This window comes from Pantoea sp. B566 (assembly GCF_024793925.1).
In the GTDB taxonomy this organism is placed as follows: Bacteria; Pseudomonadota; Gammaproteobacteria; order Enterobacterales; family Enterobacteriaceae; genus Pantoea; species Pantoea ananatis.
In genome coordinates this window covers 1944063-1968762 of record NZ_JANUQL010000003.1, presented here as the reverse complement: position 1 = coordinate 1968762, position 24700 = coordinate 1944063, and the positions used below count along the sequence as shown (strand labels likewise).

The window sequence follows — 24700 nt, the reverse complement described above, 5'->3', positions numbered from 1 at the left end:
CTTTTACTGAGCCTGAAGACGAACGGCACTGCCATTAACGCTGAACAGCGCCGCGTTGCCCTCAAGCGCACGCAGGGTCCAGCCCATAAAGCCGTCCCCGGGTGAGACGAGGCGCATTGAGGAAATCACGGTGACGCCACGGGGAATGACGACGGCGAAGGTCTGGCCGCCGCGACGTTCGATACCGGTCAGCTCAAACGGTGCAGCCGGCATCACCGCGTGCCGGACTGACCGTTTAGCCTTTTTTGGCGAGGACACTGCCCTCTGAGACGGCTGCGGCTTTGCATTTTCGGGCTCAGGGGCTTTTTGCGTGGCCACGGCCTGTTGTTTCAACGCATCGATGGCTGAGGCCGACGTCTGAACCTCCTGACGTAACTGACCCAGCTGTTGCTGCAGTTGTTCAACAGACTGCTGATCGGAGAGGCTCGCATCGCTGAGCTGATTCACACGGGTGCTGAGTTTCAGCTGTTCAGTCGACATCGAGGTGACTTTGTCCTGCACCGGCGCAAGCGCTGACACCTGTTTTTCCAGCGTTTTCAGCTTTTCCTGCATGATGGTAACGTTCGAAGACAACTGGCCAATCTCGCCGCTGCGGAAAGCGGCATCCAGGGTGTTAACCCGGATAGTCAGGTTCGACACGCGCACAAGCAGTAACGATGATGCCGTCAGGGTGCCGAGGAGAGCGATAACCACAATGGCAGCACAACCCTGACGCAACCGTCGCCGTATGTCGGGCGGCCTTTTTTCAGATGCTGGCGAAGAAACAACGGACTCATCTGTTGTGACGCAGGCCCCCGATACGGGCGCAACCAGTTCATCAGGTGAGGCATGGGAAAGTGACATCGGTGAATTCCTTATGGCTGCACAGCAGAACGGCCATAAGGTGCAAAATTAACGCAGCACTGGCGATGATTAACTCATCAGCCGCTTTCAAAGATTTATGAATCCGTTACAGGCTACTCAGGAGATTTAAATCTGACTGACGCAGCTTTACGGAATTTTTTGCAGGATAGCTCCGGTTGTTCAACAGCGAGGAGGAAGACACATGAAAGCGGGATTCCGTTTTGCAGCTCTGTGTATGTTCGTCACCTTTACCGCGATGGCCAGAGACATTCCGCATGTAAAGCCTCTGCCCTGGCACCGCAGCGGCTATACCGGCCATTCAGGTATAGCCGACACGGCAGAAACACCTGACGAACACATCAGAGAAGAGCAACCCCGGGTGTCCCGGTCAGCAGTATGAAACGCAGACCGCCAGAGGGCGGTCTTTTATTGCACGCCCGTTCTGTATACAGACATCACTGGTAAATGAAGCCGCTGAAGGCGCCCGGTGAACATCCGTATTCAGGTAAGGGGTTGGAAACGATGCTGAAGCTGGTATTAGCCGGCACCTCAAAACTGATAAACCCCATTTTTGCCCAGCCCGGATTATTATCGTGCGCCTGCGCAACATACTTACCTCCGGAGTAGCCAGTAAGATCGTAAGTGTTAGTGCAGTCACCACCATCCCCCACTTCTCTGTGGACAGTCGGGGAGCCGCCTGTAGCATAAACGGTAATGGTATAAGGCTGAGCGTTATAGCCATTATACTGCCCCGTGATATAACCCAGGTCAGCGTACTGGCCGGTTGATTTCATACCCACCCATTTACCATCTTTGCAGGAGAGTATGCCGCCACTCCAGTCGCGGCTGACCAGACCGTTTGGCCCGCAATCAGCACCGGGACTGTTGACCCCGTCAAGTTGAATGACATCCCCGGTGGAGAGCCGGCCGTTTGACCTGACAGTTCCCCCCTGTAGCTGACCGCCGGTGTAAATGCTCTTATCGTTAACGGCGCGAACCCAGTCGTTATCCGACATGTAAAAACCGCCGCCGTGCGCTTCATCCAGCCAGCCTTTACCGTCCCGGGTGATGAGCCAGCCACTGTTACTGCGAATATCGCCGTTCGCCGTGATGTTGTTGCCGGCAGACATGTTGCCGCGTGCGTTCACATCCTGACCCGTTACGGTGCCGTTCGCCGTGACGTTGCTGCTGAAATTGCCGTTTGCCGCGTTCACATTGCCCGTATTGTTCAGGTCATTTCCGCCCATATCGATACTGGTATGCATGGTGTTGAGGTCGGGTTTGCCGTTCACCGCAAAGCGGTATAACCGGTCACTCTCTGCACGGGAGGCGCCGAGGTCGTCCGTGGTCAGAAGTGCCGCAATATGGCCGGGCGTGGTATTTGCGTTAAAGGTCTGAAGAGGAGCCGACCAGCCACCCCGGGCGCCGGTAACCGTGCCTGCTGTATCGATGTAGCCGCCCATCCCCGCGTTGATGCTGACGGCTATCTGATCCATGGCCACAAAAGGCAAAGGACTGCCATTCTGCGTGTAAACCAGCGCCTGCAGCTGGTTATTCTGGGACGGATTACGCACCACGGTGGCCAGATACTGCTGACCATAATCGTTGTTTTCGGTAAATCCCGGCTCCAGAAAACCCGTATTTTTCAGCATGGCCGGCGTCACCGTGACGGGCGCGGTCGACAACAGCGTATCGTAGTAGCGACCCGTGTAACTTTTCACGGCCTGCGTGAACCGGGATGCCTGCGTGGCGCTCCTGAGCCAGTTTTGTCTGTCATTCCATTCGCGTACCAGCGAACCGCCCCAGACGGACATATAAAGCACAACCATGAGCGCAATCCCGGTGCTGACTAGGGCCCAGCCACGATCGTGAGATTTTTGAGCAGGCATGTTATTCACCAGATCACAATGGGTTGATAGAGCTGAATCAGGGTCACTGTCACGGCGCCCGCAGACAGCCATGGTCCCAGCGGGCCGCCTTCGCCCGTATGGCGTTTCGGCGCCTGCCAGAGTGTAAACATGACAACGCCTGTTCCGATCGCCCAGCAGCCGTCTGAAAAGCCAAGCCAGGCCGTGACAGCGCCAGCCAGCCACACGTCGCCCAGCGCCGGGTTTTCTCTGCCGTCGCGCATAATACTGAACTGCCTTAAGGCACCGACCATGACGAGGACGACCAGGCAGGCAGCTGCGTGACCCGCCAGGGCAGACAACGCGGTGCCGGAACCGTCACTGACGGGCATCCAGAGTGAAGCCGCCAGACCGGCCAGCAGACAACTGACGGTCATGTGTCGCGGCAGCAACCCCGTCAGGGCATCGGTCAGCGTCAGCCTGAAAAGAAACAGGATGAAAAAAAAGGAGGGCAGTCGCTGTGACAGCGGAGAGAGCATGACCGCCGTGGCGGCAGCAGCAAACAGCCAGCTGACGGCAGCGGCGGTGAACTCCTGTTCCCCCCGGTTACGGGGGAGATAATACAGGCCGATGCTTTTACGGACGTGTCTGGCGATAAGGCTCAGCAGTGAAAGAAACACAGGAAACAGCGCGGCAGTAAACTGCCAGGGCATACTCAGGGTCAGCAGTGTCACAGTTTTATTCCCCGCTCTTTTAACAGCAGTTTTTTATAAATGGCATAAACGCGGTTGGCGTAGGACTCGCGGGTTTCGTGCCGGTCTTTTCGAAATCCGGCGTTGTACGACCCCAGACAGTTCCAGCTGATGCCACACACCTGAAAATGCGAGGCCAGAATCCAGGTGCCTGTCTGTACGTTGAGGCAGGGTTTCGTCAGCAGATCCTGCGGGTTTTTGATTAAACCCTGCGCCACAAGCGACGGAATATGCGAAGAGTTCACCTGCATCAGTCCGTAATCCGTGCTGACAGCCCGCCCGGTTTTAGGGTCACGATTGATGTGGGTAACGCCCGGACGCAGGCCGCTCTCACCCGTCGCGATCGCCTTAATCAGAAGCGGATCGATATGGTATTTAGCGCCCGCCGCGTCAAAGCAGAATGCCTGCGCGCGGGCACAAAACAGCGTCATAAACATCATTACAGCCAGTACCGGGCGAGACATCACATCAGCCGTTATGGGTCACGACAATCGTGTTGTTGCCGGTGCGCCCGCTGTCTGCGGTACAGGCCTGTGAGATTGTCTCAGAGCTGGCACCATCGCTGAAATCCGTGCTGTTGATGGTCAGCGTATTAGACGTGCCCGATGAGTTCATACCGGATGCAACATCAATACAGGCTGACTGCGGGAGGCTCTGGGTTGTTACTGAAAACGCATTGTTGTAGCCATTGACCGCAACCGGGGCGATGACGACCTGACCACCGTAACTGTTTGTCAGGGTGGCAGTACCAGAAGATGGGGTGCCGTGAACGGTATAACCGGACGGTGCGAGATCTCTTTTAATAAGGGTGCCAGTCATGGAGGCACCGCTGGAATAATCGTATCCGTTACGTCCTTTAAGGGCCACACCGTTGCTCAGCATGGTTTGCAGGCTGGTGACCTCAACGGCGGTGTCTTTTTTGTGCAAAAGTTTCCAGCCGGCTATTACCACAATGGTAATAACAAGGAGATAACCCAGGGCGATATAGCCCTGTTCACTAAAACCCCAGCCCCGGTCAGGGTTAATTTTTACGGCATTGTTTGAAACAGACATGGCATGTCCTCAGCGAAGGTTAAATGAGCCTGTATCCTGAAGTTGCATGACCATCAGAATGATGAGTGCAAAGAACCCCAGAATCATGAGCATTGAAAAAAATTTGGTCGTATTGGCCCTGCGGGCCACACGTTTCAGTGTCTGTTCAAGCCAGCGGTCGGCATAGTTGCTGATCATTTCGGCTGAACCCTTGCCGTCATCAAGCAGTGACAGGTAGTTAACAGCCTCACGACTGGGGAAGTCATAGCCGCACTCGCGCAGCGCCATGCCGAGAGAATTCCCCTCGCTCATGGCGTCCATGGCGGCCTCAATGCGTTCCTGCAGCCAGGGGGGAGCAAAACTGTTCAGAAGCTCCAGTGCATCCAGCTCAGGTACGCCGGCGCCCAGAAGCGCACCGGTATTCATCAGAAACACCGCACCCTGCAGGTCCTTGTATAAAGACCAGGGCAGAAATTTATCGGCGAGGCGGCGCACGCCACCGCGCCAACGGGGAAGAGACCACAGACTGGCCACAAACAAAGCGGCAGCGGAAAATGCTGTTGCAGGCCCCCACTGAGCCGTCCAGTCCGAAAGGTCTTTCATAAAGCCCAGCGCCCCCGTCCAGCCTGCCGGGTCGGAAATGTTACTCAGCATCGGAACAAGCGCGAGGTTATTGACGCCCAGCAGACCGCCACCCAGTACAACCAGTACCAGCGGATAGACAGAAGCAAAAACCACCTGATTAAGGATGCGCTGGCGGGCCTTGATGAGTTTGTCTGCCTGTACCAGGGAGACAGGAATTCGCCCTGTCCGCAGTCCCGCACTGATGAGCGCCGCTTCTTCGTAAGGCACCCATATGGCCAGCACGTCGCTGAGCGTCCGCCCCGGGGTGTTATCACTGAGCCCTTCAAGACAGTCTTCGGTCAGTTCCCGGTAGGGATGCCACTTCTCACCAAAACTGGTGTGCACATCGCCAATCATTTTCAGCGAAATGCCCAGAGGCTTTTTGTTTTCCAGCAGAAAACGCATGTTCTCGTAAAAGACCTGACGGTGTGCGCCGGTGAAGGTCAGTCTCACGGCGTGATAGCGGCATCGTTCAAAGACGGACATGTCCCGCTCTGTCCTGAAACGCAGATTACGCGACATGAGACGCCTCACTGTGCAGGTGTTCGTCTTCATCCAGGGGGCAAATCAGGTCAGCTTCCAGCGGATCGACCCTGCCTTCGGCAAGGTAGCGCATGAGGTGCATCAGGCGTGAGATTCCCCCCCGTTTGATCCAGTCCAGACGCGCGGCATCAGGCCCGTCTGAAAGCCAGATTTTCATCATTCGGGCATCCGTACGCATGACCTCTGCCACTGCGGCACGCCCTGTAACACCTTTACTGACCACCCGGCCGTTGAACGGAATGACCTTTCTGCAGCATTCACAACCTTCAGGATTGCGAAAGAAAAGCTGCTGTGGTGTGCAGACCCCATCAACGTTGCAGTATTTCTCCAGTCGCTCACGGGTCTCCGTATAGAGCTCAGGCATTTTACCGGACCAGGGAATTTTGCAGCTCTCGCAGAGCAGGGGCACCAGTCGCTGGCCTATCAGCCCGACGATGAGGGAAGGGTCGGCCAGAAGGCGGCGATCAATGCCGAAGAGCTCCATTCGCCGGAGGGCGCCAATTGGGGTTTTGGTATGCAGCGTTGAGAAAAAAAGGTGCCCTGTTTCGCAGGCATAAATAGCCGCAAGAATGGAATAGAGATCACGCATTTCACCCGTTCCCAGCGCATCCGGATCGAGTCGCAAAGAGGAGGCATTGCCGTTGTTCCACGCCCGGCTGATGGCTTCAGGAGAATTATCATCCGGCATGACCTGCGTCTGAATGGCACCAGGCATCAGGCCTTCGGTCGGGTTCTCAAGTGTCAGCAGCAGCTTTTTGCCGCCCGTCAGTTTCATCCACAGATCGCAGAACGAACGCATACTGGCACTCTTGCCTGAGCCGGTTGGCCCCGTCAGAAGCACCATACCCGAGGGCAGCCGGAGCAGTTGCATCACAAGCCCGATTTGCTCGGGCAGGAAGCCGAGCTGAGGCAGCGTTGGCATATTTTTGCTGTCATCGGGGATCATACGCATAACGACAAACAGCCCGTCAGGCGTGGCGCGATGCTCGTAACGTGCCCCGTATAATCCGGCCTGACGGGCAAACTTCGCGTCAACACGGCCCGACTGCTCACGCCCCATGTAGAAAGACTGTTCGCGGACATCGCACATGGAGATGTAAACCGTTGAGACGAGGGTAATACCTTCCTCATCGGTGAGCTCATCAATCACCTCAAGCTCACCGTGGATGCGCATCCTGATAATGGTGAGTTTGCGGTCTGCGCTAATCTCAAAATGAATATCTGAGGAATTAAGCTCATACGCGAGGCTGAAATAACTCAGCACCTTATCCTGGGAGCGACTGACGTCTTTTTTGTCGAGGTCGTTTTCCGTGACAACCAGCCCCTGAGCAACGGCACTTTCACGGCGCTGGCTGAGTTCACTGAGCGTAACGAATTCCGTTCTTGCGCCGGGGTGCTGTTTCGCCATATCCACGGCCCAGCGCTGTATGGCCGGGTCCTGACGGCGGTTTTTATCAATCAGCAGCGTGACGCCCTGGGTCGGGTGTTGTTCTGCAAACACAAAGTCAGCAATGTCTTTAGCCGGTTTCATGGTCACCTCAGAATGAAAGTTCGGTGTCGTCGCTGAGACGCACGAGCGTTTCGGTCACGGCCGTCACGCGCTTTGCCGTGCCGGGGATCTGGTCACCTTTCACCACCTCGGCGATACCGCCGCTCGGCAACAGCAGGCGGGCACGGAGCTGGCCGGGCTTACCGTAAATCTCGACCAGCCTGATGCCGGCAGACTTAGGAGCTGCTGAGCTGCTCTCTTTCACCTGTGCAGATGATGGCGGCATCTGCCCGGCCTGCGGGTAAGAGGAGAGCGGCGGAACGACGGCTGACAACGCTGGCGCAGACGCGACGGGCGTCTGACTCTCCCGCAACTGCTGCTGCAGTCGCGCCGTCTGTACCCTCTGCTCAAGCAGCAGGTTTTGCGCCTGAGCAGATTCCAGCTCGCCCAGGGTGACGTTGGGCGGAAGAGCGCCGCTGTCTGCTGCCTGAGCGTGATGCATCAGCGTCCATGACAGCAGCAGACCGATAACTGCAGGGCTATTTCTGCGCATAAACGCTCCCCTTAATGGTGTAATTGAACTTCGCCTGCTCGTTCATGGTGATGGCCACGCTCGTCAGTCGAATCCCCGTCGCATCCAGCCCCTGAAACAGCAGCTCGGGTTGCAGGCGGGAGTTGATGATGAAGGTGAATTCCCGCCAGTCCTGCGGTGCTGTTTTCATTTCCTGCCCGGGGGCGAGAACAGGCGGCTTAACTTCATCAAACTTCACATCAATGTTTCGCCGCTGCAGATGAGATATAAAGCGCATCAGAAGCGCATCAGTACCGGGCAGCTTTTCATCTTCAAACATCCCCGTGTTAACCCGGGCAGGGATAAACACATCCCCGTTTTTGCCTCCCTCCTGAAGGTTGAAGACTGCATCAAGGCCAAACAGCTCTTTGACGCGTCTGGCAAAATCACTCACCGTGGCACCCGGCGTGGCGGTGTAGCGCAGGCGGATGCCCTTCGGAATGCATTCCGCATCTGAAACACGCCAGCCGGCAACAGAGGCGTACAGCGGTTCACGCGTCAGCCAGCAGAAGCTGAGCATCACAGGCACCGGCAGCTGATGCGCCCAGGGATGCGGCGCTGAGGCAGGCAGTACAGGTTTTGCCGGCGTCATGGCCATCCTTGCGCGGAACGCGGCTTCATCGGCGGCCAGTCTCGCCCGTTCGCTGAGGGTGTCTCTGGCATACCAGCCGGCATACAGCAACACCATCAGCACCAGTGAAGGGAGTGCGACTTCCGAGGGGCTCAGGCGACGGCGGAGACGGCAGCGTTTGAGCTGAGCGCCTGTGAGGTCTGAGGTAACAGACAGAACATCAGTATCCTCATCAGCTGCTGCAACACAGCGGAATTCACCCGATTCGGAATCGTTAAAATGCAGGAAATTTCTGGCGGCGGACTCTGCATCAGCCCGGGTGCCGGTGAAGTCGCCCATGACCGAGAGGTGCCCGTTGCTTATGGCAAGAAACACCCAACTGTCATGCTCACGGCTCAGCCGGTATATGCCCCAGGCATTGCCGCTTTCTTTGAGCTGAAAGGCCAGAGCCAGTGAATACAGGCCGCTGCGGGTCCGGCCCGGGGAAACATTCCCCACCAGAGCATGCGGACGGGCCCCCTGAATCCGGTAGTGCGTGTCCGCTGCCCGGGTGCCGTGGCGGAGCCACTGAATACCGGACTGTGCCTCCTCCCACTCCATGCCGGCCACCCACTCGCGGCGGTTTTTTCTGTCCCTGACCGTTACGCCGGAGCTGAGCAGACGTGACGCTTTTTTAGATATTTTCATCGTTATTGCCCCAGTAAAACCGGTGTAACCATGATGACGAGCGTTGAGCGACTCTTTGCGCCGCTCTGACCGCCGCCCAGAAGGAAGTTCTCAGGCGTAAACGTCCCCTGCTTGTTGGAGGAGGCGTTCTGCTGTTCTGAGCCGGTGAGCACCAGCGTCTGCCCCGCGCGCAGGTTGACCTTGCGGGCAAGGCCTTCGGTCGCGGTGTTAGCCACGTCGTTACGGGTATTTCCGTCTTTGCTTATAAAGCTTTTAATGTCCGGCGGCGTGGTGTAACTGAAGGCAAACTGCAGCTGGATATCGCCATTTTCCTGCACAAAAGGCAGCATGGTAATGAACAGGCCGGTGGTAATACTGGTAACGGTCTGGCTGGATGTCACCCCTACGTTGGCCACCGCCGTGGAGCTGGAGCTGTTGAGCATCCCGGTATTGTTGGACAGCTGGTAGGCTATTGGCGTCAGGTTGGCTGTCGGGTCAGTCTGGTTCAGCGCCATCGTGACCGTACCCTGCTGCTCAAGCGCCCTGAGCATGAGTTGTGAGCCGGAAAACTTCTCAGCCCCGCCGGTTGCACTGTTCAGAATGGACAGGCCAAAACTCCCCGCATTGGCCGGGCCGCCGGTAAAGGTGCTGCCGACGCTCGCACCCAGCCCTGACACCGTTTTGGCAATCAGGCCCCAATCCAGACCCCGGTCGACGTTTTTGGTCTGGGTAACGCGAACTATCTGCAGTGTCAGCTGTACCTGACGTTTCAGTACTTTATTCTGGTAATCGATATACCGGCCGACCCTGTCCAGTACGTCAGGCGTGTCGGTCACGCTGAGCGTGCCGGTGGCGTCAGACAGCCAGTAGCGGCCGCTTTTTGGCGTGAGTATCTGCTCGACCGTTTTACGGATATCGTTATACAGGTCACTGTTCATGCCGTAGTTGGTTTTCTGATTCGAACTGACGTCGCCTTTGGTGCCGCCTGTTCCGCTCTGGTTGCCCAACTGAGCACCCGCCCCGGAGGTGATGGACGCGGAGCTGTCGACTTTGGTATTGAGGATGGCGAGCTGAAAGGTGCGCGTGTCCTGAATAAAGAAATCCACACGCCCCGTTGTGCGGCGAACGGAGAGGCCCAGCGTACTGGCGGCAATGTTCAGGGCTTCCTGCGCATCGCCCTGAAACCGCGTTCCCTGGAACAGGACGGGTTCAGATGCCGACATGACAGCGGGCTGCGCCGGCATCCCCATCTGTGCCAGCGGCACCCGACCGTTGTCGTCAGGTGCTGGGAGGCGGCCGCTCATCTGCGACGTGACGACGCTGCCACCGGCGGACTGCAGCAGCGCAGCGGACACCTCCGGCGAGATGTAAACCCGGAATCCACAGAGGGCATTAATGCGGCTGGCTATCTGCGGCAGCGTCAAACCTTCGGGGCTGTTAAAAAACACCGGACAGGGCGGCATTCTGACGTCGTCCGGCGCTGAAACAGCTGACTGAATGGGTTTCAGGTTAACCCAGGGCTTGTCCGCCCACACGACAGCCGGCTGCGACATATCCAGGCGACTTTGCAGTATCCGCTGTGCCGTGTAGCCCTGCGTATTGTTGTCTTTTTCAATGGTGGCCACGTCTCTGACCGAGCACGCAGAAAGCAGCACGGTCATGGCCAGCAGCGTCAGTTTTAGTGGGGTGCGCGACATCCGCTGCTCCTCAGTTAAGGTAAACAATGCTCCCCTCCGTCACGCCGGACGGAAGGGAAAGATTCATGTCTGTGCCGTCGTACATGCGCAGCCGGCCCCCGGAAACGGTCAGCGCCAGCGCAGAGGATGTCGACTGATTACGGAGCGCGGCATAAACCCCCGGCGTATCCGAGACCCAGACCCACAGCCTGCCGTTCTGGATGACACTCTGAATCCGCTCATCAGGGGGCGGCATCATGCCGGTCGCTGCTGGCGAAACGGGTCCGTCACCCACAGAGCGGCCATGCCGCCAGTCGTTCACCGCATCTGCCGTTCGCAGCATGTCGGTGGCAAGCCGCGAGGGCGCGGCCACGGTCACTGACTGCGTGACAACGTCTGAATTACGGCGCTGGGCGTCACTGGCCATCAGCCAGAAGAACATGGCCAGCGCGATAACCGGCAGGGCAAACCCCATGTCAGCGCCCTCCGGGCGTGGGGGTGTCGCTGACGGACACCAGGCACTGAATGCGGTTGGCTTCGGCAAACAGCGGCTTTTCAGCGTGGCGATACAAATCGAACACCTGCATCAGAACCGACTCGAAATTGCCGTGAAACACCAGGGGGGCATCGATGCGGTAGTCAAGTGCAACGGGCCAGATAAGGACCCAGTTGCCGCCATTGGCGCAGGGCGCTTTTGCCGCCCAGGCGGTGAGCGATTCTTTGAGGGTGGTGCCCGGCTCAGCCCGCCAGGTCTGACCCGTGGCTGGCGGCGTTACCGGCGTACCCATTGAATAAGTCGGTATGATGCGGCTGTCCGCAGCGGGTGCCGGTGTGACAGCCGTGGACGGCTGCTGATGCACGACTGCAGACGCTTTCGCAGCGGCATTCACTGTAGTCAGGGGGACTGTTTTGGTTTTGACGGCTGTTGGCGTAATGACTACATTATTCTGCTTCGCCGTGGTGTGCGCAGCAGCTGCGGTTCCCGCTGAAGCTAAAGAGGCCGGCTTCTGTGAAGAGGCCGGTAAATTGCCTGAGGTTACTGACGACTGACTCTGCTGCAGTACCGGCGAGGGAACGCTGAGGCTCTGCGGTTTGAGCCCTGAGGGCGTGACCACATCGCCGGTGAAAGGGTTTCTGGCAAGCCCGGATGCAGGCGTCTGTACTGATACGGCTTTAGTCTGCACAACCGGAGCTGCGTATGGCCTGGTGACCGGGGCGCTGACCGCAGGGCGAATGGCAGCAAGGCTGGCAGCCGGCGCGGAAAAGCTGCGGTACTGGTCGCGCAGTTCGAAGCAGACTTCACGGTTAACTTCGTCCACCTTCAGACGCCAGGCGGGACCCGCAACTACCTGAAGCGCTTCACTGAGCTTCAGCGGGCCGATGGTGCGCTGAACGGCGGGCAGCGGACGGCTTAAAAGTTCAGAAAACGCAGCTCTCGTTGCTGAACACAGTGAATAGCCTGACTCCAGCAGCAGATAGCGGAATCCTTCTCCGACCGTGCTGACCAGCTGCGCCGGCATAGTGATATCGACCACCTGGTTCAGCGGGTCCAGCTGCGCATCGGCTGGGCGGGTGCTGACCAGGGTATAGCGATCGTAACGCACCACCTCAGGCGAGCGGTTGCGGTAGATATCATCAAACCGGGCCGGTGTGCGGCTGCGGGAATACACCGACGCGGTGTCTGTCGCGGCTGTATTCACACAGCCTGCCAGCATCACCGTGCAGGCAATGATGCCGGCACGTTTAGCGGTCTGTCCGGAAGGTACTGCCATCAGGTTACACCCCAGGAATAGTCTTAATCAGGACTGCTATTCTGGCTGCAGCGTAACACCGGACAATTCAAAACTCTGATCGTGAACTGAACAAAAAATTTCCGGAAGGGAGAGTAGCCGCTTGCTCTTTCATACCTTTGTGATAATAAACAGGCTGAGGGCGTTCTCCGCAAAGATCGCTCTGGACAATGTAAAAGGAGAGCCAGGCGCCTAAAGGCAGTTTTTTGTACATCCGGTTTTCACCGTTTACTGATAAACCCCTGCGGCCTGCTACGTAATGTCATAAATGCAAATTTCATGGCAGGACAGTGTTATTAACTGGGGAGTAAAGGCTGATTTATGTATTACGGCCAAACAGCATCTTTCTGAGTGCAATGCCATCACCCTTGAGTCTTAGCGACTCAACAGCATTTCTGGATACGTTCAGGGCCATTTTTAATTATAACTTTCGGGAATTGGGGTGTAGATTAAAATTCAAACAAAAGAGATACCGCTCCACAGCAATGCCACTTGTCCGCCTAAATGGACTTTTTCAGCCAGGAAAAAGGAAGGTTAATATGTTCAAAGTTGAAGAAGAGAACGTTAACATTGTCATTGGAGAAGCCCTGTTATCACTGCTTGATGATGACGCTGAAGTCAGTACAGAAACGCTGTCGGCTCAGTTAAAGAGGATGCTTAAGACTGAAACCAGCGAAGCGCGTCGGAAGGCCATAAAGGATGCAATCAGGCAGACCGGAGGATTTTTACAAAGTGCAGGAGACGGGCAAGATAACGCGGCCCGAGGAAAAACTGCTCATGGTAGAGGAATGTCAGGGCCGTTCATCTGCCACTGATAACGATCGACCCTTCGCTCATAAACATACTGCAGGTGGTGCTTCAGGATGAGTCAGTTCCTCCTGCTTCTCATCATCTTAACGGCCTTTACGCAGCCTGCCCGCACCGCCCAGTCACTGGTTTCCTGACTGAGGCGGTTCAGCGCGGAAATAATGTCTTCTCTCATTACGCCGTCTTTTATGCTGAGCAGTTGCGAGGTAACGATACCCGTCAGTTCAAATGCCTTTTCCCTGGTATCCACTCTGGAACCCATGAAGCCTCCGTAAAGCGAATGTCCTTAAAGTATAGCACCCTGAGCGAAACGTCCCGGCAGTGCCTGTCGGGACGTTTCTGGCGTTAAAGCCTGTGCCGTCTGAATAGGGAAGGCTGGAATGCTTAAAGTATTACTGTAGTTTTGCCTGGCAGTCCGTCCCCACCCTGACCAGTGACGCAGACGAGAAAATTATTCATCATCGCAATTGCGCGCCCCGTGGCAATGAGGTCAGCAGCAAGCAGGACGTCTTCCCGGAGGAGTAGCTCCATAACGCCCGGCACCGCCATTCGGGCATGTATCGGCTCAAAGGCCCGGCTCAGGTGAAGCAGGTTGTTGGCAAATGTTGACGACGTGAGGTAATTCCCCCGGGTCAGCTGATTTACCATGAAGTCCACCCGCTCCTTCATGGCGCTAAGTGTCTTATACACCTGCACTGCTTCCTGTCCATTTCCTGGGTCATGACTCATACCTTAAATGTCTCCACCATGTTGCGCAGGACGTGGGCCTGCTCTGAAAGGGACTGAGAGGCGGAAGACGACTCCTCGACCAGCGCCGCGTTGTTCTGAGTGACGCCATCCATCTGGCTCACGGCAATGCTGACCTGTGAGATACCCTGCATCTGCTCCGAGGACGCCAGCGACAGTTCGTCCATGGATTCGGCCAGCTCGCCCACCATACCGACAATTTTCAGGATGCTCTGCCCGGTTGACGAGGCCACCGTGACGCCGCTCTCCACCTGCGTGACGGCCTGCTCTATCAGGGTTTTAATGTCTTTCGCGGCCGTGGCGCTGCGCTGCGCGAGCGTCCTGACCTCGCCGGCAACCACGGCAAAGCCGCGTCCGTCTTCACCCGCACGCGCCGCTTCGACGGCGGCGTTCAGGGCCAGAATATTGGTCTGGAACGCGATGCTTTCAATCACGGAGGTGATGTCGCGTACCTTCGCTGCACTCACTGAGATATCATGCATGGTGTCCGACATGCGCTTCACATCGGTTTCACCGTCGCGGGCCAGCTGCGCGGTCTCGCGGGCCGAATCTGCCGTCTGCCGGGCGCCGGCCGCGTTACTTTTCACTGTGGCTGAGAGCTGCTCCATGCTGGCAGCCGTTTCCTGCAGCGCGGCGGCCTGTTGTTCAGTGCGTGAGGACAGCTCTGTGTTGCCCTGTGAAATTTCATCTGCGGCCAGTGCCACGGAGGCGGACGAATCTTTAATCTGCGACACCAGGCCGCGAAGGTTCGCCTGCATACCATCCAGTGAAGCCAGCAGACTGGTTGTGTCGTTACGGCGCAGCGTAACCGGTCCTGTCAGGTCGCCGGCAGCGATGGCAGCGGCCAGCGCCTGAGCCTGAACCGGCTCACCGCCCAACTGTCGCATCAGGCTGCGGCTGACAATCAGGCAACCCGCCACGGCGGTCAGTACAGACAGCAGTGTCAGAATAACCAGTAGCGCACGGGTCCGGGAAACGGTCTCACTGGTTTCACTGACCGTATTTACCGTCTGCGCCCTCTGAATCTCGGTCAACTTGTTTAGCGCATTCAGTAACCTGCGCTGTGCAGGTCTCGCAGTCTTCAGCAGGTAAGCGGTCGCTTCCTGCTGACGGTTCTCCAGCCCCATTTTGCCGGCCGTCATCAGCGTCTGCATAGCATCACCTTCTGCCGCGAGTATTTCAGCCAGCGCGTTTTTGCCCTGCTCACTGACATTGCTGGTCATGCTGTCTACGAGCCTCTCACGTTCCGCGATGTACTTCTGGCGCTGAGTCGTCATACGCTCCCATTCAGGCCTGGAGTCTTTCTCATCGGTCAGCAGCGCCAGGTTGCGGACGGCAATCGCCATGTCGCGGATATCACCCCGCATATCCAGAACAATCGCAAACCGTTTCATTTTATTGTTTATCGCATCATTCATGCCGCGCTGCGCCTCGGTCAGCGCGTGCAGGGCAGTCCCGGTACAGATAACCAGAAGCAGAACAAGTAAACCAAAGCCTGTAGTAAGACGTGTTGAAACCTTCATTATTTTCCCTGGGTGTGATTGTCACTGTCAGGTTCTATCGGCTGCAGCAGGGGTAGACTCCACAGGCTTTACAAAATATATTTAACACAACTTAATTGATGTCAGTATTATTGCTGCCGGGGCACTCTGGCGGCGGTTTAAGGCATCCGTATCTGTCCGTGATATCCTTTTTATTTCCGGCTCACTGCGCCTGTCGCACAATATGGTTCACCAGACGCCTGCCGGACTTCAACCTCATCAGGAGCACCGGCATGACAAACCCTAGTGGCGAAAGTGAAAGTAACACCACTCAGCCCCATAATCTGGAGCAGTTTCTCTGTTTTGCGCTTTATTCCACTTCACTGGCCATGACAAAGCTTTACCAGCCGCACCTGAAGCCATTGGGACTGACCTATCCGCAGTATCTGGTACTTCTGGCATTGTGGGGAAAGGACGGGATCACGGTTTCCGAGGTGGGGCAGAGCGTTCAACTGGACTCCGGCACACTCAGCAATCTGCTGAAGCGCCTTGAGCAGGCAGGCTTCATCAGCCGTATGCGCGACACCCTTCATGATGAACGCAGGGTGATTATCCGCCTGACCGGAGCAGGCCGTGAGCTGGAAAGCAGGGCCGCCGGGGTGCCTGCTGCGATGATTTGTGAAATGGGCATTCCGTTTGAAACGCTCGCCAGCCTGCGTGACGGTATAAGGCATGTTCAGGAGAAAATCGTTCAGGCTTTGCCCTCACAGGGGAATCATAAAGCCTGATGTTCTGTGTCCGTTTCCTGCGCATCGAGGCAGTCGGGTTTCCGTTAAAAAGACTCAACTGACGCGTTCAGCTTGATTGTACTGGTCATTGCGGACTGAACATGGCGGTCTCGCCTGAATAGCAGAGTGCTGAACAGCTCATTTTAAAAAGCTAATCTTCACTTTAAGGAGTATATAATGAAAAACGTTGTACTCAGCATGCTGGCTAAAATATCGCACATCGATGCAGGTATGAAGCAGTTAACAGCCCGCGTTGAGGCGCAGTCTCTTCTCATCGGCGCGCTTGTTCTGGCTGTCAGTAAAGAAGGTGGCGTGACCGAAATGATTGAAAGCGCTAATAAGGCGATTAATACGGTTATTGACTCTGCCGAATGTGATGACCTGCTGAAGTCTGATGCCGCGCTCCTGCTCAGTGAATTTCAGAGTCTGCTGACCATTTCGAGGGCTGTTGATGAAGCAGATGAAGAAATTAATCATCAAGGTATTGCTCAGCTTAACCGTGCATTTAAACCTGTTGATTAAGCATGCCTGTCCGCTGGTCTGATTGCTCACAAAGCAAATGTTGAGCTCCAGCGGAAAAGCGGAGGTTCGGGTGAAAATATGCTTTTCAGAACGGCTGATATTCACAGGCCTTAGTCGGAGTGTCATACTAAATAAAACTTCCCCCTATATTCATAAAGACTTTACTGCCATCGGGATGGTTTTATTGCAGAGGGTATAGCCTGGGTAATTTATCTCTGACTGCCATTAAACTAACTTAAAAGAATTTGTGTTTTAAGACTTAAATTAAAACGCCAGCATCAGCTGGCGTTCTGGTTTATGAATTATTATGCAACATGGTGAGGGGGATGAGTTACGTCACCTCGGCCCGCCAGCAGGCCATCCACTGATATATCCTCATTGAGCACATCCCAGTGAATGCCACGTTTGCTCAGCTCAAAGTCGTTTCTGTCGCGATCTGAGGCGTTGAGAAGTTTTGGAAACCACACAAGTGGCACTCCCATCGTTCTGCCATCGCTCAGCTCAACCCACATGGTGCTTTCGTCGAACTTTACCGTTTTAGCTGAAATAGTCATTCCAGGCCTCCACAAAAAGCGTCTGGTTATCTTTAACCAGCTTTGTTAACTCTCTGAGCGTTCTGGAATCAAATCCATCATTAGTGCTCAGCCGGACTTCACCCTGCGTCCAGAATTTAGCTTCACCCTCTGCACTGCGAACATGAATATGAGCAGGTTCGAGGGGGTTTCCTTCGTTTGAATAAAAGAAAAATTTGAATCCGCGTACTCTGAGTATAACGGGCATAAACGTTTTACCCTGTGCATGGCTCGATTATGGTGAATAAAAAAGCGCCAGTCAAACTGGCGCTCCTGAGGGTATAACTTAATGAATCCTTTACGAAATTGCGTAGATGGCCTTACGACATACGCCATAGCCGTGTCCGAGGAACGGTATGTCATCGTCAAAGTCCATTGGCGGCTCGTTCGCCGGATTACTCGGAGCCGTCTGTTGTGCCTGAGAAGGCTGAGGCTGTTGTGGCTGGCCCCATGTACCCTGCTGGCCTGACGGCTTATTGTTTCCACTGGTGTTGGTGCTGTTTTTAGCCCCGCCCAGCATCTGCATCGTTCCGTTTACATCAACCACGATTTCGGTCGTATAGCGTTTAGTACCTTCGCTATCCTGCCATTCCCGTGTTCTGAGTTTGCCTTCGATATAGACCTGTGAACCCTTACGCAGGTATTCACCGGCAATTTCAGCCAGCTTTCCAAACATTACGACACGATGCCATTCGGTTTTTTCCCGGTTTTCACCGGTCTGTTTGTCACGCCAGGTTTCGGAAGTGGCCAGAGAAAGGCTGGTCACTGCAGTACCGTTTGGCATGTAACGAACTTCGGGGTCCTGACCGAGATTACCGACCAGGATAACTTTGTTGACGCCGCGTGCGGACATAATGAATTCCTCTTAGAAATGGGGTGAGAGGAACACACCCGCCGGGATGTGTTCCGGCGGTGTGTCCGTGACGCTTAGAAAGATTCCGGATCGTAAGCCTTTTGAGCGGCTGGACCGGTTTCTGGCGTCTGGGAAGCGTTAGGAGCCTTGTAAACAACGACCTGTCCCTTTTTGATGAACTCAACCTTTATCAGGCGGGCCTTCAGTGAGGGGCGGGATTCACCGGCATGCTCACCGCTTTGCAGGGTAAACACGTCGGCTTTCAGGCCGCTGAGTACAAACCCAATAAGGACTTTTTCCTCTTCATCAACGGCTTTCTGACAGCGGTTGATGAGGGATGTCTGCTCTTTACCTGCAACGGTAATGTCGAAGCGGGTATAGGAAGCATTGTCAGTCGGACCCGTCAGGGCATTGATGACGGCACAGGTAAACTCACCATTAGAGCCCTGCAGTCGACGAATCGAACTGAGGTAGCCGATACCACTGACGTTCAGGTTGAAATACTCTTTCTGGCTGTTGCCGGTAGTGGCTGAACCAGCAGAGGCAGTGTTGTTTGAAGCAGGGGTGTTTGCAGTTACAGTCATGATGTTATCTCCGGAGTAAAACGAAACAGGGAGCGGAGAAACATCAGTCCCGTGCGGGAGAGAGTTTCCCGCAGGGGGTCAGCAATTAATTGCCGACAGGCTGTATTAGTGAAGTGGACCTTGACCTTAAAAGGCACCTGTTTGCAAAGGTTAAACAGGTTTGAACCGCCCGAAAGCGCCATCTCTCAGGTTGTGATGGCATTGGCATGTGATTACCCGAAGGCGTTCCTCTCAAATCACCGGAACATTGGCAGTTGTCGGAAGGACAACGTTTAGCCTCTTTATCTTTCACGTACACGCGGCGCTTGTCAATCTGGCCGCGTATAAAAATTCATCAGTGCGCGGATAATAAAAAGCGGCACCTCTCGGCACCGCCATTGGGGTCTGCACCATCGACCTTTTGTTAACCTGCCTGACGCAGTTGCTCCGCTGGCGCGTTCAGCGCCCGGCACGGGTTTCATGGAGTTTTCGTGCCTTACCGTCTCACGCTCAGGTGTGGGCATGGGCGGTCAGACTGTACTCCGGCAACACATGCATTAGATGCTGACGGAGCCCGCAGTCACGGGGTGCGGCTTCAGAGCCGGCGTCACAATAACAAAGGCGCTACCCGCCCGCAATCGGATAAGACGGGTTAATTCTTTTTTGTTTTTGTCGACTTAGCACGGGCCGGGCTTTTACGTTTTGCCTTATCCAGACTGATGATCCCTTTGCATTCCGGGTAGCGCGTACAGCTGCGAAACTCCCCCTTAGGGCTTCTGCGCAGAGCGGTTTTGCTGCCACAGAGCGGGCACGGAGGCGAAGGAGGTACCCGGATACTGATACGCTGCTGCATTCCCTGGCTGACTAACGTCGCGGTCCAGGCTGTCTGACGCTGCAGAAAGTCGTTCAGGTTCAGACGGCCGGCAGCCACTTCATCCAGCGCCTGCTCCCAGAGTGCAGTCATACCCGGGTCGGTCAGCTGCGCTGGCAGTGCATCGATGACGTCCGCACCCAGGTCTGTTGCCAGAAGTTTACTGCCTTTGAGTATGATGAATCGGCGGCTCAGCAGCTGCTCGATGATGCCGGCCCGTGTTGCTTCAGTGCCGAGCCCGGCGTTTTCTTTGAGGATTTTACGCAGCTGAAGGTCCGTGACATACGCAGCGGCGTTCATCATGGCACCAATCAGCGTGTCAAAACTGTAGTGCGCAGGCGGCTGGGTCATCAGCTGCTTAACCTCTGAGCCGGTAACGCCGCACTGTGCACCTTTGCTGAGTGGTGGCAGGGCACCTGCGTTTTCATCATCTGCAGCGTTCTTATTCTCCTCGTCCTTTGTAAACAGCACTTTCCAGCCCTTCAGGACTTCGGTGCGGCCGGTCGTGCGGAACAGCTGGCCACCAATATCAAAGGAAATGCGCGTCGCATCCGACTCGCACAGCGGCAGAAACTGGGCCAGGTAGTTGCGACGGATAAGCAGGTAGACCTGGCGCTCTGTCTCAGTCAGGCCGGACAGCTGAACGGCGTTGCGCGTGGGGATAATGCCATGGTGCGCCGTGATTTTTTTATCGTTCCAGATGCGGGAAACAAACCCTCTGTCCAGTTGTGAAAGCAGGGATGCGAACTCAGGTGAGGGGTCAGTCCGCGCCATGGCATCAAACACGGCCGGGATTTCTTCCCGCATCGACTCAGGCAGCCAGCCGCAGTCTGTGCGGGGATAGGTCGTGGCCTTGTGCGTTTCATACAGGCTCTGGGCGGTGTCCAGCACCTGCTGTGGCGACATATTCCACATCTTGCCACAGGCCCGCTGCAGCGTTCCCAGTGAAAAGACCAGCGGGGCGGCCTCTTTCTCGCGTTTAGTTTCGTACTCCGTCACCGTGGCAACACCCGCCTGACGGCAGAGCTGCGCCACCTGCTGTGCAATATTCTGGTGAATACAGCGCTGTTCCTCATCCGTATAGACGGCGGCCGGGACCCACGATGCCTGAAAACTGACACCTGAAGCACTGAGCACAGCCTTAACCTGCCAGAAGGGCTTCGGTACAAAGGCAGCAATTTCGCGGTCGCGCCGAACAACCAGTGCCAGCGTGGGCGTCTGTACACGCCCGACTGAGACCACACCCTCAAAACCTGCTTCGGCTGCCCGGAGGGTATACAGCCGGGACAGGTTCATGCCGACCAGCCAGTCCGCGCGTGAGCGTCCCAGCCCGGCATGGTACATCCCGACCGAAGCCTGTCCCGGACGCAGGTCGCTCAGAGCAGCCCGGACGCTGAGCTCGTCCAGTGCCGAGAACCACAGGCGCAGAATCCTCCCCTCCCAGCCGCAGTAGTCCAGCAGTTCGCGGGCGATGACTTCACCTTCGCGATCGGCGTCGGTCGCAATGACCACCTCATCTGCCTGCCTGAGCAGTTTCTCAATGACCTTAAACTGATCCTGCGTGTCCTTTTTAACGACAACCTGCCATCTTGAAGGAAGAATAGGCAGCACAGACAGCGACCAGGGCTTACCGTACTGCTGGCCATAGACCTCCGGGGGCGCGGTCTCCAGCAGATGACCGACCGCCCAGGTGACTGTCACGCCATTACCCGTCAGAAAGCCCTCACCACGCCGGGTCGCGCCCAGTACGGCGGCAAGGTCACGCCCCTGAGAAGGCTTTTCGCACAAAAATAACCGCATCACCGGCCCCGCTACTGACCGGCTTTATAACGCAGGCGCAGAAGGTTCACGCTGGCTTCATTAACTGGCGGGGAGAACGCCGAGCGTTTGTCACCGAGCAGAACGGCCCGGTCGGGTTCACCAGCTGCTTCGCAGGCTTTTCGCCAGGTTTCATTATCTTCAGCGGCATCGATACGAGTGGCGTCAACATGACGGTATGAAAGTACCGTACCGTAAATCTGTCGTAGAAGACGACCACCTTCGCTCAGATACTGATCTCTTTTAGAACGTGTTATAAGACCGTAATGAGATGCCTGCAAAACCTTTTTGGCAAACTGATCGAATCCCATGAGCAGGAATACACAGCGATAACCCAGAGGGGTTCGGGTAAAGACATTAATGTCGAGTGGCTCAGCTGATTCCACGTCGCTGACCGACACACCTTTAGGCAGCATGCTCATGTCTTTATCAATCTGTTCCAGCAGAGAAGTCATGGCTTCAGAAGCAGACCTTATTTTTTCTTCAAGCTGGTACATCGCCTGATCTGCCCAGGGGTTATTCCTGAGCGAATCCTGATTTATCTGGCCTGCTCTCTGGAAAAACTGAGGCATACCGATGATCCCGTGTCGCCCGGGCTTATCAGTCTCATTCTTTTCAGGTTTGCGTCCCTGCCAGAGTCCAATTGCATAATTAGTATGAAGCGCTATCGTCATTTCGGACTGCAATGCGCCCGTCCGCTTGTCCGTTTTATCAGCCATTGTTGTCACCTGCCGTCAGTTAAGATGAGGCGACATAGTCCTGAATTATCAGGTTTTACAACAGCCTGAAACTCATAATTCCAATCCGCTAATTATTATCAGTAAATCTCAAGACCTCAAAGCACCAGCTGAGCTGATTATATTTAGACACTGTTGCGCTCCGCATCTCTGTTTGCTATTTGACCGCTGTTGCGCTCCGCAACAATGGTTAATATTTGACCGCTGTTGCGCCCCGCAACACTGGTTATTATTTGACCGCTGTTGCGCCCCGCAACACTGGTTGTTATTTGACCGCCACTCCGCTTCCTGACATCGACTTTTATAAATCGCAGAATATTTGACCAACATAAACAACTCAGTTAGCTGAACTGTCGTCTGATAGCGGCGATCGCAGCGCTGACCTGTTCAGCGGTCGCACGGTTTTCAGGCAGGACGGGAGCCGTATGTTTTGACTCTGATTTTGGCGAAGACCTGCCTGCAGCACTGTTTACAGGCTTTGCAGAGCCCTGCGCAGAATGCGTCGCAGGAGCTTCAGACGGCCGGAATTCGCCCTGTCTGGAACGTTTCAGCATGGTGAACATCCAGCCGGCAGGGTTCGCCAGGCGGCCTTTGCTCAGTTGCTCCTGCAGCAGGCCGCTCAGGGCGTCAGCCACCGGCACCGGCAGCGCACAAAACTGCTCGCTGACCATCTGGCGGTCTTCGTTGCTCAGCATGGCCAGAAAACTCTCGGGCAAAACCGGCTGGTCAGCAACGTACGTTTCTTTAATCACACTCTGTGTGAAAGAACGTACGTTACGGTTCGAATTTCGAACTCTGTTGTAAGTGACTGATTTATTACTTAGTTCGGATTCCGTACTCAGTGATTTTCGAGCCTGCGCATGACTGAGTTCGGATTCCGAACTCAGTATTTCAGGAGATTTTTCAGCAGTTTTCTGACTGAGTTCGTTTTTCGAACCCGGTTGTTCCGCGCCGTTTTTACGCATCATGGCCAGCGGCGTTGACGGAGCATTGAGGCGACTTTCAATCAGCGCAAGGCGGCTGTGGCGGTGGCGCATGCCGCTGTCCTGCAGAATGTCGTTAACGATGGCCAGCGCCGTCATGCGCACGGACTTGTTCTTACTCTGGCAGCTCTGCTCAACCAGCGTCAGCCAGCCCGGGTCGAAGCTCTCCGCATCACGGTAGCCCAGCGGCTCATCGTGCTGAGCATAGATGTTGCCACGTACCCGGCCGCCCTCGTCGCGCACCTTTTTACACAGGCTTATCCAGCCCGTGAGCCGCAGCATCAGCAGCGTGCGGCTCACGGTTTCACGCGAGGCTTTGTCCGAATGTGCTGAGGCAAGCTGTGCCTGCAGTTCGTCATAGGTCGGAAACACCGCCCCGTCATTCTGCTGGGCATAAAGGCGTATCATCACCCAGGCGGTTTTATCGAGCGGCGACAGGCGCGTGTCGAGAAACAGCCGACGGGGAAACGCATCGTGGACGTTGCCCATAAACAGCAGACCGCTCCGTTCCTGGCTGGAGTCGCCATTCACTGCCCTGCGCTCAAGGCTTTTTTCCATGCGTGACAGCGTGTGCGCCACAATGCTGTCGGCGGGTATGTTCATTTTTTGTTCCCCTTTTTTACCTGAGACAGCACAGTGCCGGGATAACCCGGCACTGTCTGGTCTTCGCTGGTCGTCCGTTACCGGCGAATTTCACGGTTATATGTCTCATGGTCCATCAGCCACCACTGCCGGCCACCGTCCTTGCTGAGCATTCGCCAGTAGGGGCCGACATCAATTTTAAGGTAGCCGTTGAGGGCGAGCCGCCGGAACACCTTTTTACCGCTGCAGAGCGCAAGGAACAGCTGCTGAGCCCGGCGGCGCACTGCTGGCGAAACCTGCTGACGCCGGGTGAAATCGCTTAACTGCATCAGGCCTCCTTACGCAGCGCTGGGATTGAGGAAACCCGTTTTGATGCCTCCCGGCACCACTGGCAGACCTTCGTCCATACGGCGGTCAGCGACAGGCTGTGAAGCTCAGCCGCGAGCATCATCGCCTCCAGCGCCTTGTGCGAGTCCGGCGACTCAAGACCGGTGTTTTTCCACTCGTTCCAGAGAAGCGCATCCTGCTCCTCGGTCAGAGACTGCGTCCTGCCCTGTCGGCTCTCAATGCCCATCAGACGGCGACGGCTGCTCACGTCAGAAGGTGACATGCCAAAGTATTTGTCCATCAGCTCCATAGAGCCGCCCAGCTCAAGGGCGCGGTCGATCATCAGCATACGGGCCTGCTCGTTGCGGGCCTGGTTGAGTATCAGCCAGAAGTTCTCGTGGTTTAATTTGACGTCCAGGACGGACACCTTCGACTGACCTATATAGTGCAATTCGTCGAGGCTGAGGCCGCTGAGCACGCGAATTTCCTCAACTGACAGGCCCAGCGATTCGCAGCGGCGGATATTCCCGCATTTGATGTCCATCAGCAGTGAGCTAAGAATACTGGCTGTTGCGCCGGAAAGGTTTTGCTGGTTCACAGACCACCTCCCGTGCAGATCTGGCTGGTCAGCCGTATTGCATCAAA

At 55.9% G+C, this 24700-nt stretch carries 27 protein-coding genes; 4 read left to right on the top strand and 23 right to left on the bottom strand.

Annotation, left to right across the window (positions count from 1 at the left end):
- Window positions 1–3: 3 nt before the first annotated feature.
- Window positions 4–843 (bottom strand): plasmid transfer protein, encoded by an 840-nt coding sequence (locus NYE92_RS10780; RefSeq protein WP_259018956.1) that lies wholly within the window; start codon window positions 841–843, stop codon window positions 4–6.
- 202 nt (window positions 844–1045) lie between these two features.
- Here NYE92_RS10780 and NYE92_RS10775 point away from each other — a divergent pair, with 202 nt between their 5' ends.
- Window positions 1046–1243 (top strand): hypothetical protein, encoded by a 198-nt coding sequence (locus NYE92_RS10775; protein WP_024472528.1) that lies wholly within the window; start codon window positions 1046–1048, stop codon window positions 1241–1243.
- Window positions 1244–1298: 55 nt separating this feature from the next.
- Here the strand turns inward: NYE92_RS10775 and pilV are convergent, their stop codons facing one another.
- From pilV to NYE92_RS10720, 11 genes are read right to left on the bottom strand one after another with little or no spacing between them, the layout of a single operon-like run.
- Window positions 1299–2732 (bottom strand): shufflon system plasmid conjugative transfer pilus tip adhesin PilV, encoded by a 1434-nt coding sequence (gene pilV / locus NYE92_RS10770; protein ID WP_259018954.1) that lies wholly within the window; start codon window positions 2730–2732, stop codon window positions 1299–1301.
- Window positions 2733–2737: 5 nt separating this feature from the next.
- Entirely contained in the window at window positions 2738–3424 is a 687-nt protein-coding gene (locus NYE92_RS10765; protein ID WP_259018953.1) for a potassium transporter TrkH, read from the bottom strand.
- Entirely contained in the window at window positions 3421–3906 is a 486-nt protein-coding gene (locus NYE92_RS10760) for a lytic transglycosylase domain-containing protein (RefSeq protein WP_259018952.1), read from the bottom strand. Before NYE92_RS10760 ends, NYE92_RS10765 begins: the two co-directional genes overlap by 4 nt.
- A gap of 4 nt (window positions 3907–3910) precedes the next feature.
- A complete protein-coding gene (locus NYE92_RS10755; RefSeq protein ID WP_105080715.1) occupies window positions 3911–4495 on the bottom strand; it encodes a type 4 pilus major pilin in 585 nt (194 codons plus the stop codon).
- 9 nt (window positions 4496–4504) lie between these two features.
- Window positions 4505–5620 carry a type II secretion system F family protein gene (locus tag NYE92_RS10750; RefSeq protein WP_259018951.1) on the bottom strand — a complete coding sequence of 372 codons (1116 nt, stop codon included), beginning with the start codon at window positions 5618–5620 and terminating at the stop codon, window positions 4505–4507.
- Complete coding sequence (locus NYE92_RS10745; RefSeq protein ID WP_259018949.1) at window positions 5610–7172, bottom strand: GspE/PulE family protein; 1563 nt, start codon at window positions 7170–7172, stop codon at window positions 5610–5612. Before NYE92_RS10745 ends, NYE92_RS10750 begins: the two co-directional genes overlap by 11 nt.
- A 7-nt stretch (window positions 7173–7179) precedes the next feature.
- Complete coding sequence (gene pilP / locus NYE92_RS10740) at window positions 7180–7683, bottom strand: type IV pilus biogenesis protein PilP (RefSeq protein WP_015701186.1); 504 nt, start codon at window positions 7681–7683, stop codon at window positions 7180–7182.
- The gene (gene pilO2 / locus NYE92_RS10735) at window positions 7670–8959 is read right to left on the bottom strand and encodes a type 4b pilus protein PilO2 (RefSeq protein ID WP_259018948.1); all 1290 of its coding nucleotides are present in this window, start codon (window positions 8957–8959) and stop codon (window positions 7670–7672) included. The genes pilP and pilO2 overlap by 14 nt, the downstream gene beginning before the upstream one ends.
- A gap of 2 nt (window positions 8960–8961) precedes the next feature.
- On the bottom strand, window positions 8962–10635 hold the full coding sequence (locus NYE92_RS10730; protein ID WP_259018947.1) for a PilN family type IVB pilus formation outer membrane protein: 1674 nt from the start codon (window positions 10633–10635) through the stop codon (window positions 8962–8964).
- 10 nt (window positions 10636–10645) lie between these two features.
- Window positions 10646–11089, bottom strand: a complete 444-nt coding sequence (gene pilM / locus NYE92_RS10725) for a type IV pilus biogenesis protein PilM (RefSeq protein ID WP_259018946.1) — start codon at window positions 11087–11089, stop codon at window positions 10646–10648.
- 1 nt (window position 11090) lies between these two features.
- A complete protein-coding gene (locus tag NYE92_RS10720) occupies window positions 11091–12386 on the bottom strand; it encodes a TcpQ domain-containing protein (protein ID WP_259018945.1) in 1296 nt (431 codons plus the stop codon).
- A 557-nt stretch (window positions 12387–12943) separates the two neighbouring features.
- Here NYE92_RS10720 and NYE92_RS10715 point away from each other — a divergent pair.
- A complete protein-coding gene (locus NYE92_RS10715; RefSeq protein WP_259018944.1) occupies window positions 12944–13219 on the top strand; it encodes a hypothetical protein in 276 nt (91 codons plus the stop codon).
- A gap of 376 nt (window positions 13220–13595) precedes the next feature.
- On the opposite strand, the gene NYE92_RS10710 is transcribed toward NYE92_RS10715, so the two are convergent.
- Together NYE92_RS10710 and NYE92_RS10705 are read right to left on the bottom strand one after the other, a co-directional pair.
- Window positions 13596–13901, bottom strand: a complete 306-nt coding sequence (locus NYE92_RS10710) for a hypothetical protein (RefSeq protein WP_194762123.1) — start codon at window positions 13899–13901, stop codon at window positions 13596–13598.
- A 35-nt stretch (window positions 13902–13936) separates the two neighbouring features.
- On the bottom strand, window positions 13937–15481 hold the full coding sequence (locus NYE92_RS10705) for a methyl-accepting chemotaxis protein (RefSeq protein WP_259018943.1): 1545 nt from the start codon (window positions 15479–15481) through the stop codon (window positions 13937–13939).
- Window positions 15482–15732: 251 nt separating this feature from the next.
- Here NYE92_RS10705 and NYE92_RS10700 point away from each other — a divergent pair, with 251 nt between their 5' ends.
- On the top strand, window positions 15733–16227 hold the full coding sequence (locus tag NYE92_RS10700; RefSeq protein WP_259018942.1) for a MarR family winged helix-turn-helix transcriptional regulator: 495 nt from the start codon (window positions 15733–15735) through the stop codon (window positions 16225–16227).
- A 177-nt stretch (window positions 16228–16404) separates the two neighbouring features.
- Entirely contained in the window at window positions 16405–16749 is a 345-nt protein-coding gene (gene iraP / locus NYE92_RS10695) for an anti-adapter protein IraP (protein ID WP_109706773.1), read from the top strand.
- 305 nt (window positions 16750–17054) lie between these two features.
- On the opposite strand, the gene NYE92_RS10690 is transcribed toward iraP, so the two are convergent.
- From NYE92_RS10690 to NYE92_RS10650, 9 genes are all read right to left on the bottom strand, one after another.
- Entirely contained in the window at window positions 17055–17303 is a 249-nt protein-coding gene (locus NYE92_RS10690) for a DUF2442 domain-containing protein (protein ID WP_259018941.1), read from the bottom strand.
- Window positions 17287–17529, bottom strand: coding sequence for a DUF4160 domain-containing protein (locus NYE92_RS10685; RefSeq protein ID WP_019105607.1), 243 nt, complete (start codon window positions 17527–17529; stop codon window positions 17287–17289). Before NYE92_RS10685 ends, NYE92_RS10690 begins: the two co-directional genes overlap by 17 nt.
- 90 nt (window positions 17530–17619) lie before the next feature.
- Complete coding sequence (locus NYE92_RS10680) at window positions 17620–18174, bottom strand: single-stranded DNA-binding protein (protein WP_259018940.1); 555 nt, start codon at window positions 18172–18174, stop codon at window positions 17620–17622.
- Window positions 18175–18248: 74 nt separating this feature from the next.
- Entirely contained in the window at window positions 18249–18758 is a 510-nt protein-coding gene (locus tag NYE92_RS10675; protein WP_259018939.1) for an STY4534 family ICE replication protein, read from the bottom strand.
- Between the two features lie 631 nt (window positions 18759–19389).
- Window positions 19390–21408, bottom strand: coding sequence for a DNA topoisomerase III (locus NYE92_RS10670; RefSeq protein WP_259018938.1), 2019 nt, complete (start codon window positions 21406–21408; stop codon window positions 19390–19392).
- A gap of 11 nt (window positions 21409–21419) precedes the next feature.
- Complete coding sequence (locus tag NYE92_RS10665) at window positions 21420–22145, bottom strand: PFL_4669 family integrating conjugative element protein (protein ID WP_210500958.1); 726 nt, start codon at window positions 22143–22145, stop codon at window positions 21420–21422.
- A 359-nt stretch (window positions 22146–22504) separates the two neighbouring features.
- Window positions 22505–23749: an STY4528 family pathogenicity island replication protein gene (locus NYE92_RS10660; protein WP_259018937.1), complete on the bottom strand. Its 1245-nt coding sequence runs from the start codon at window positions 23747–23749 to the stop codon at window positions 22505–22507.
- 77 nt (window positions 23750–23826) lie between these two features.
- Window positions 23827–24057: a hypothetical protein gene (locus tag NYE92_RS10655; protein WP_064352974.1), complete on the bottom strand. Its 231-nt coding sequence runs from the start codon at window positions 24055–24057 to the stop codon at window positions 23827–23829.
- Entirely contained in the window at window positions 24057–24653 is a 597-nt protein-coding gene (locus NYE92_RS10650) for a DUF2857 domain-containing protein (RefSeq protein ID WP_064352973.1), read from the bottom strand. Before NYE92_RS10650 ends, NYE92_RS10655 begins: the two co-directional genes overlap by 1 nt.
- Window positions 24654–24700 lie beyond the last annotated feature (47 nt).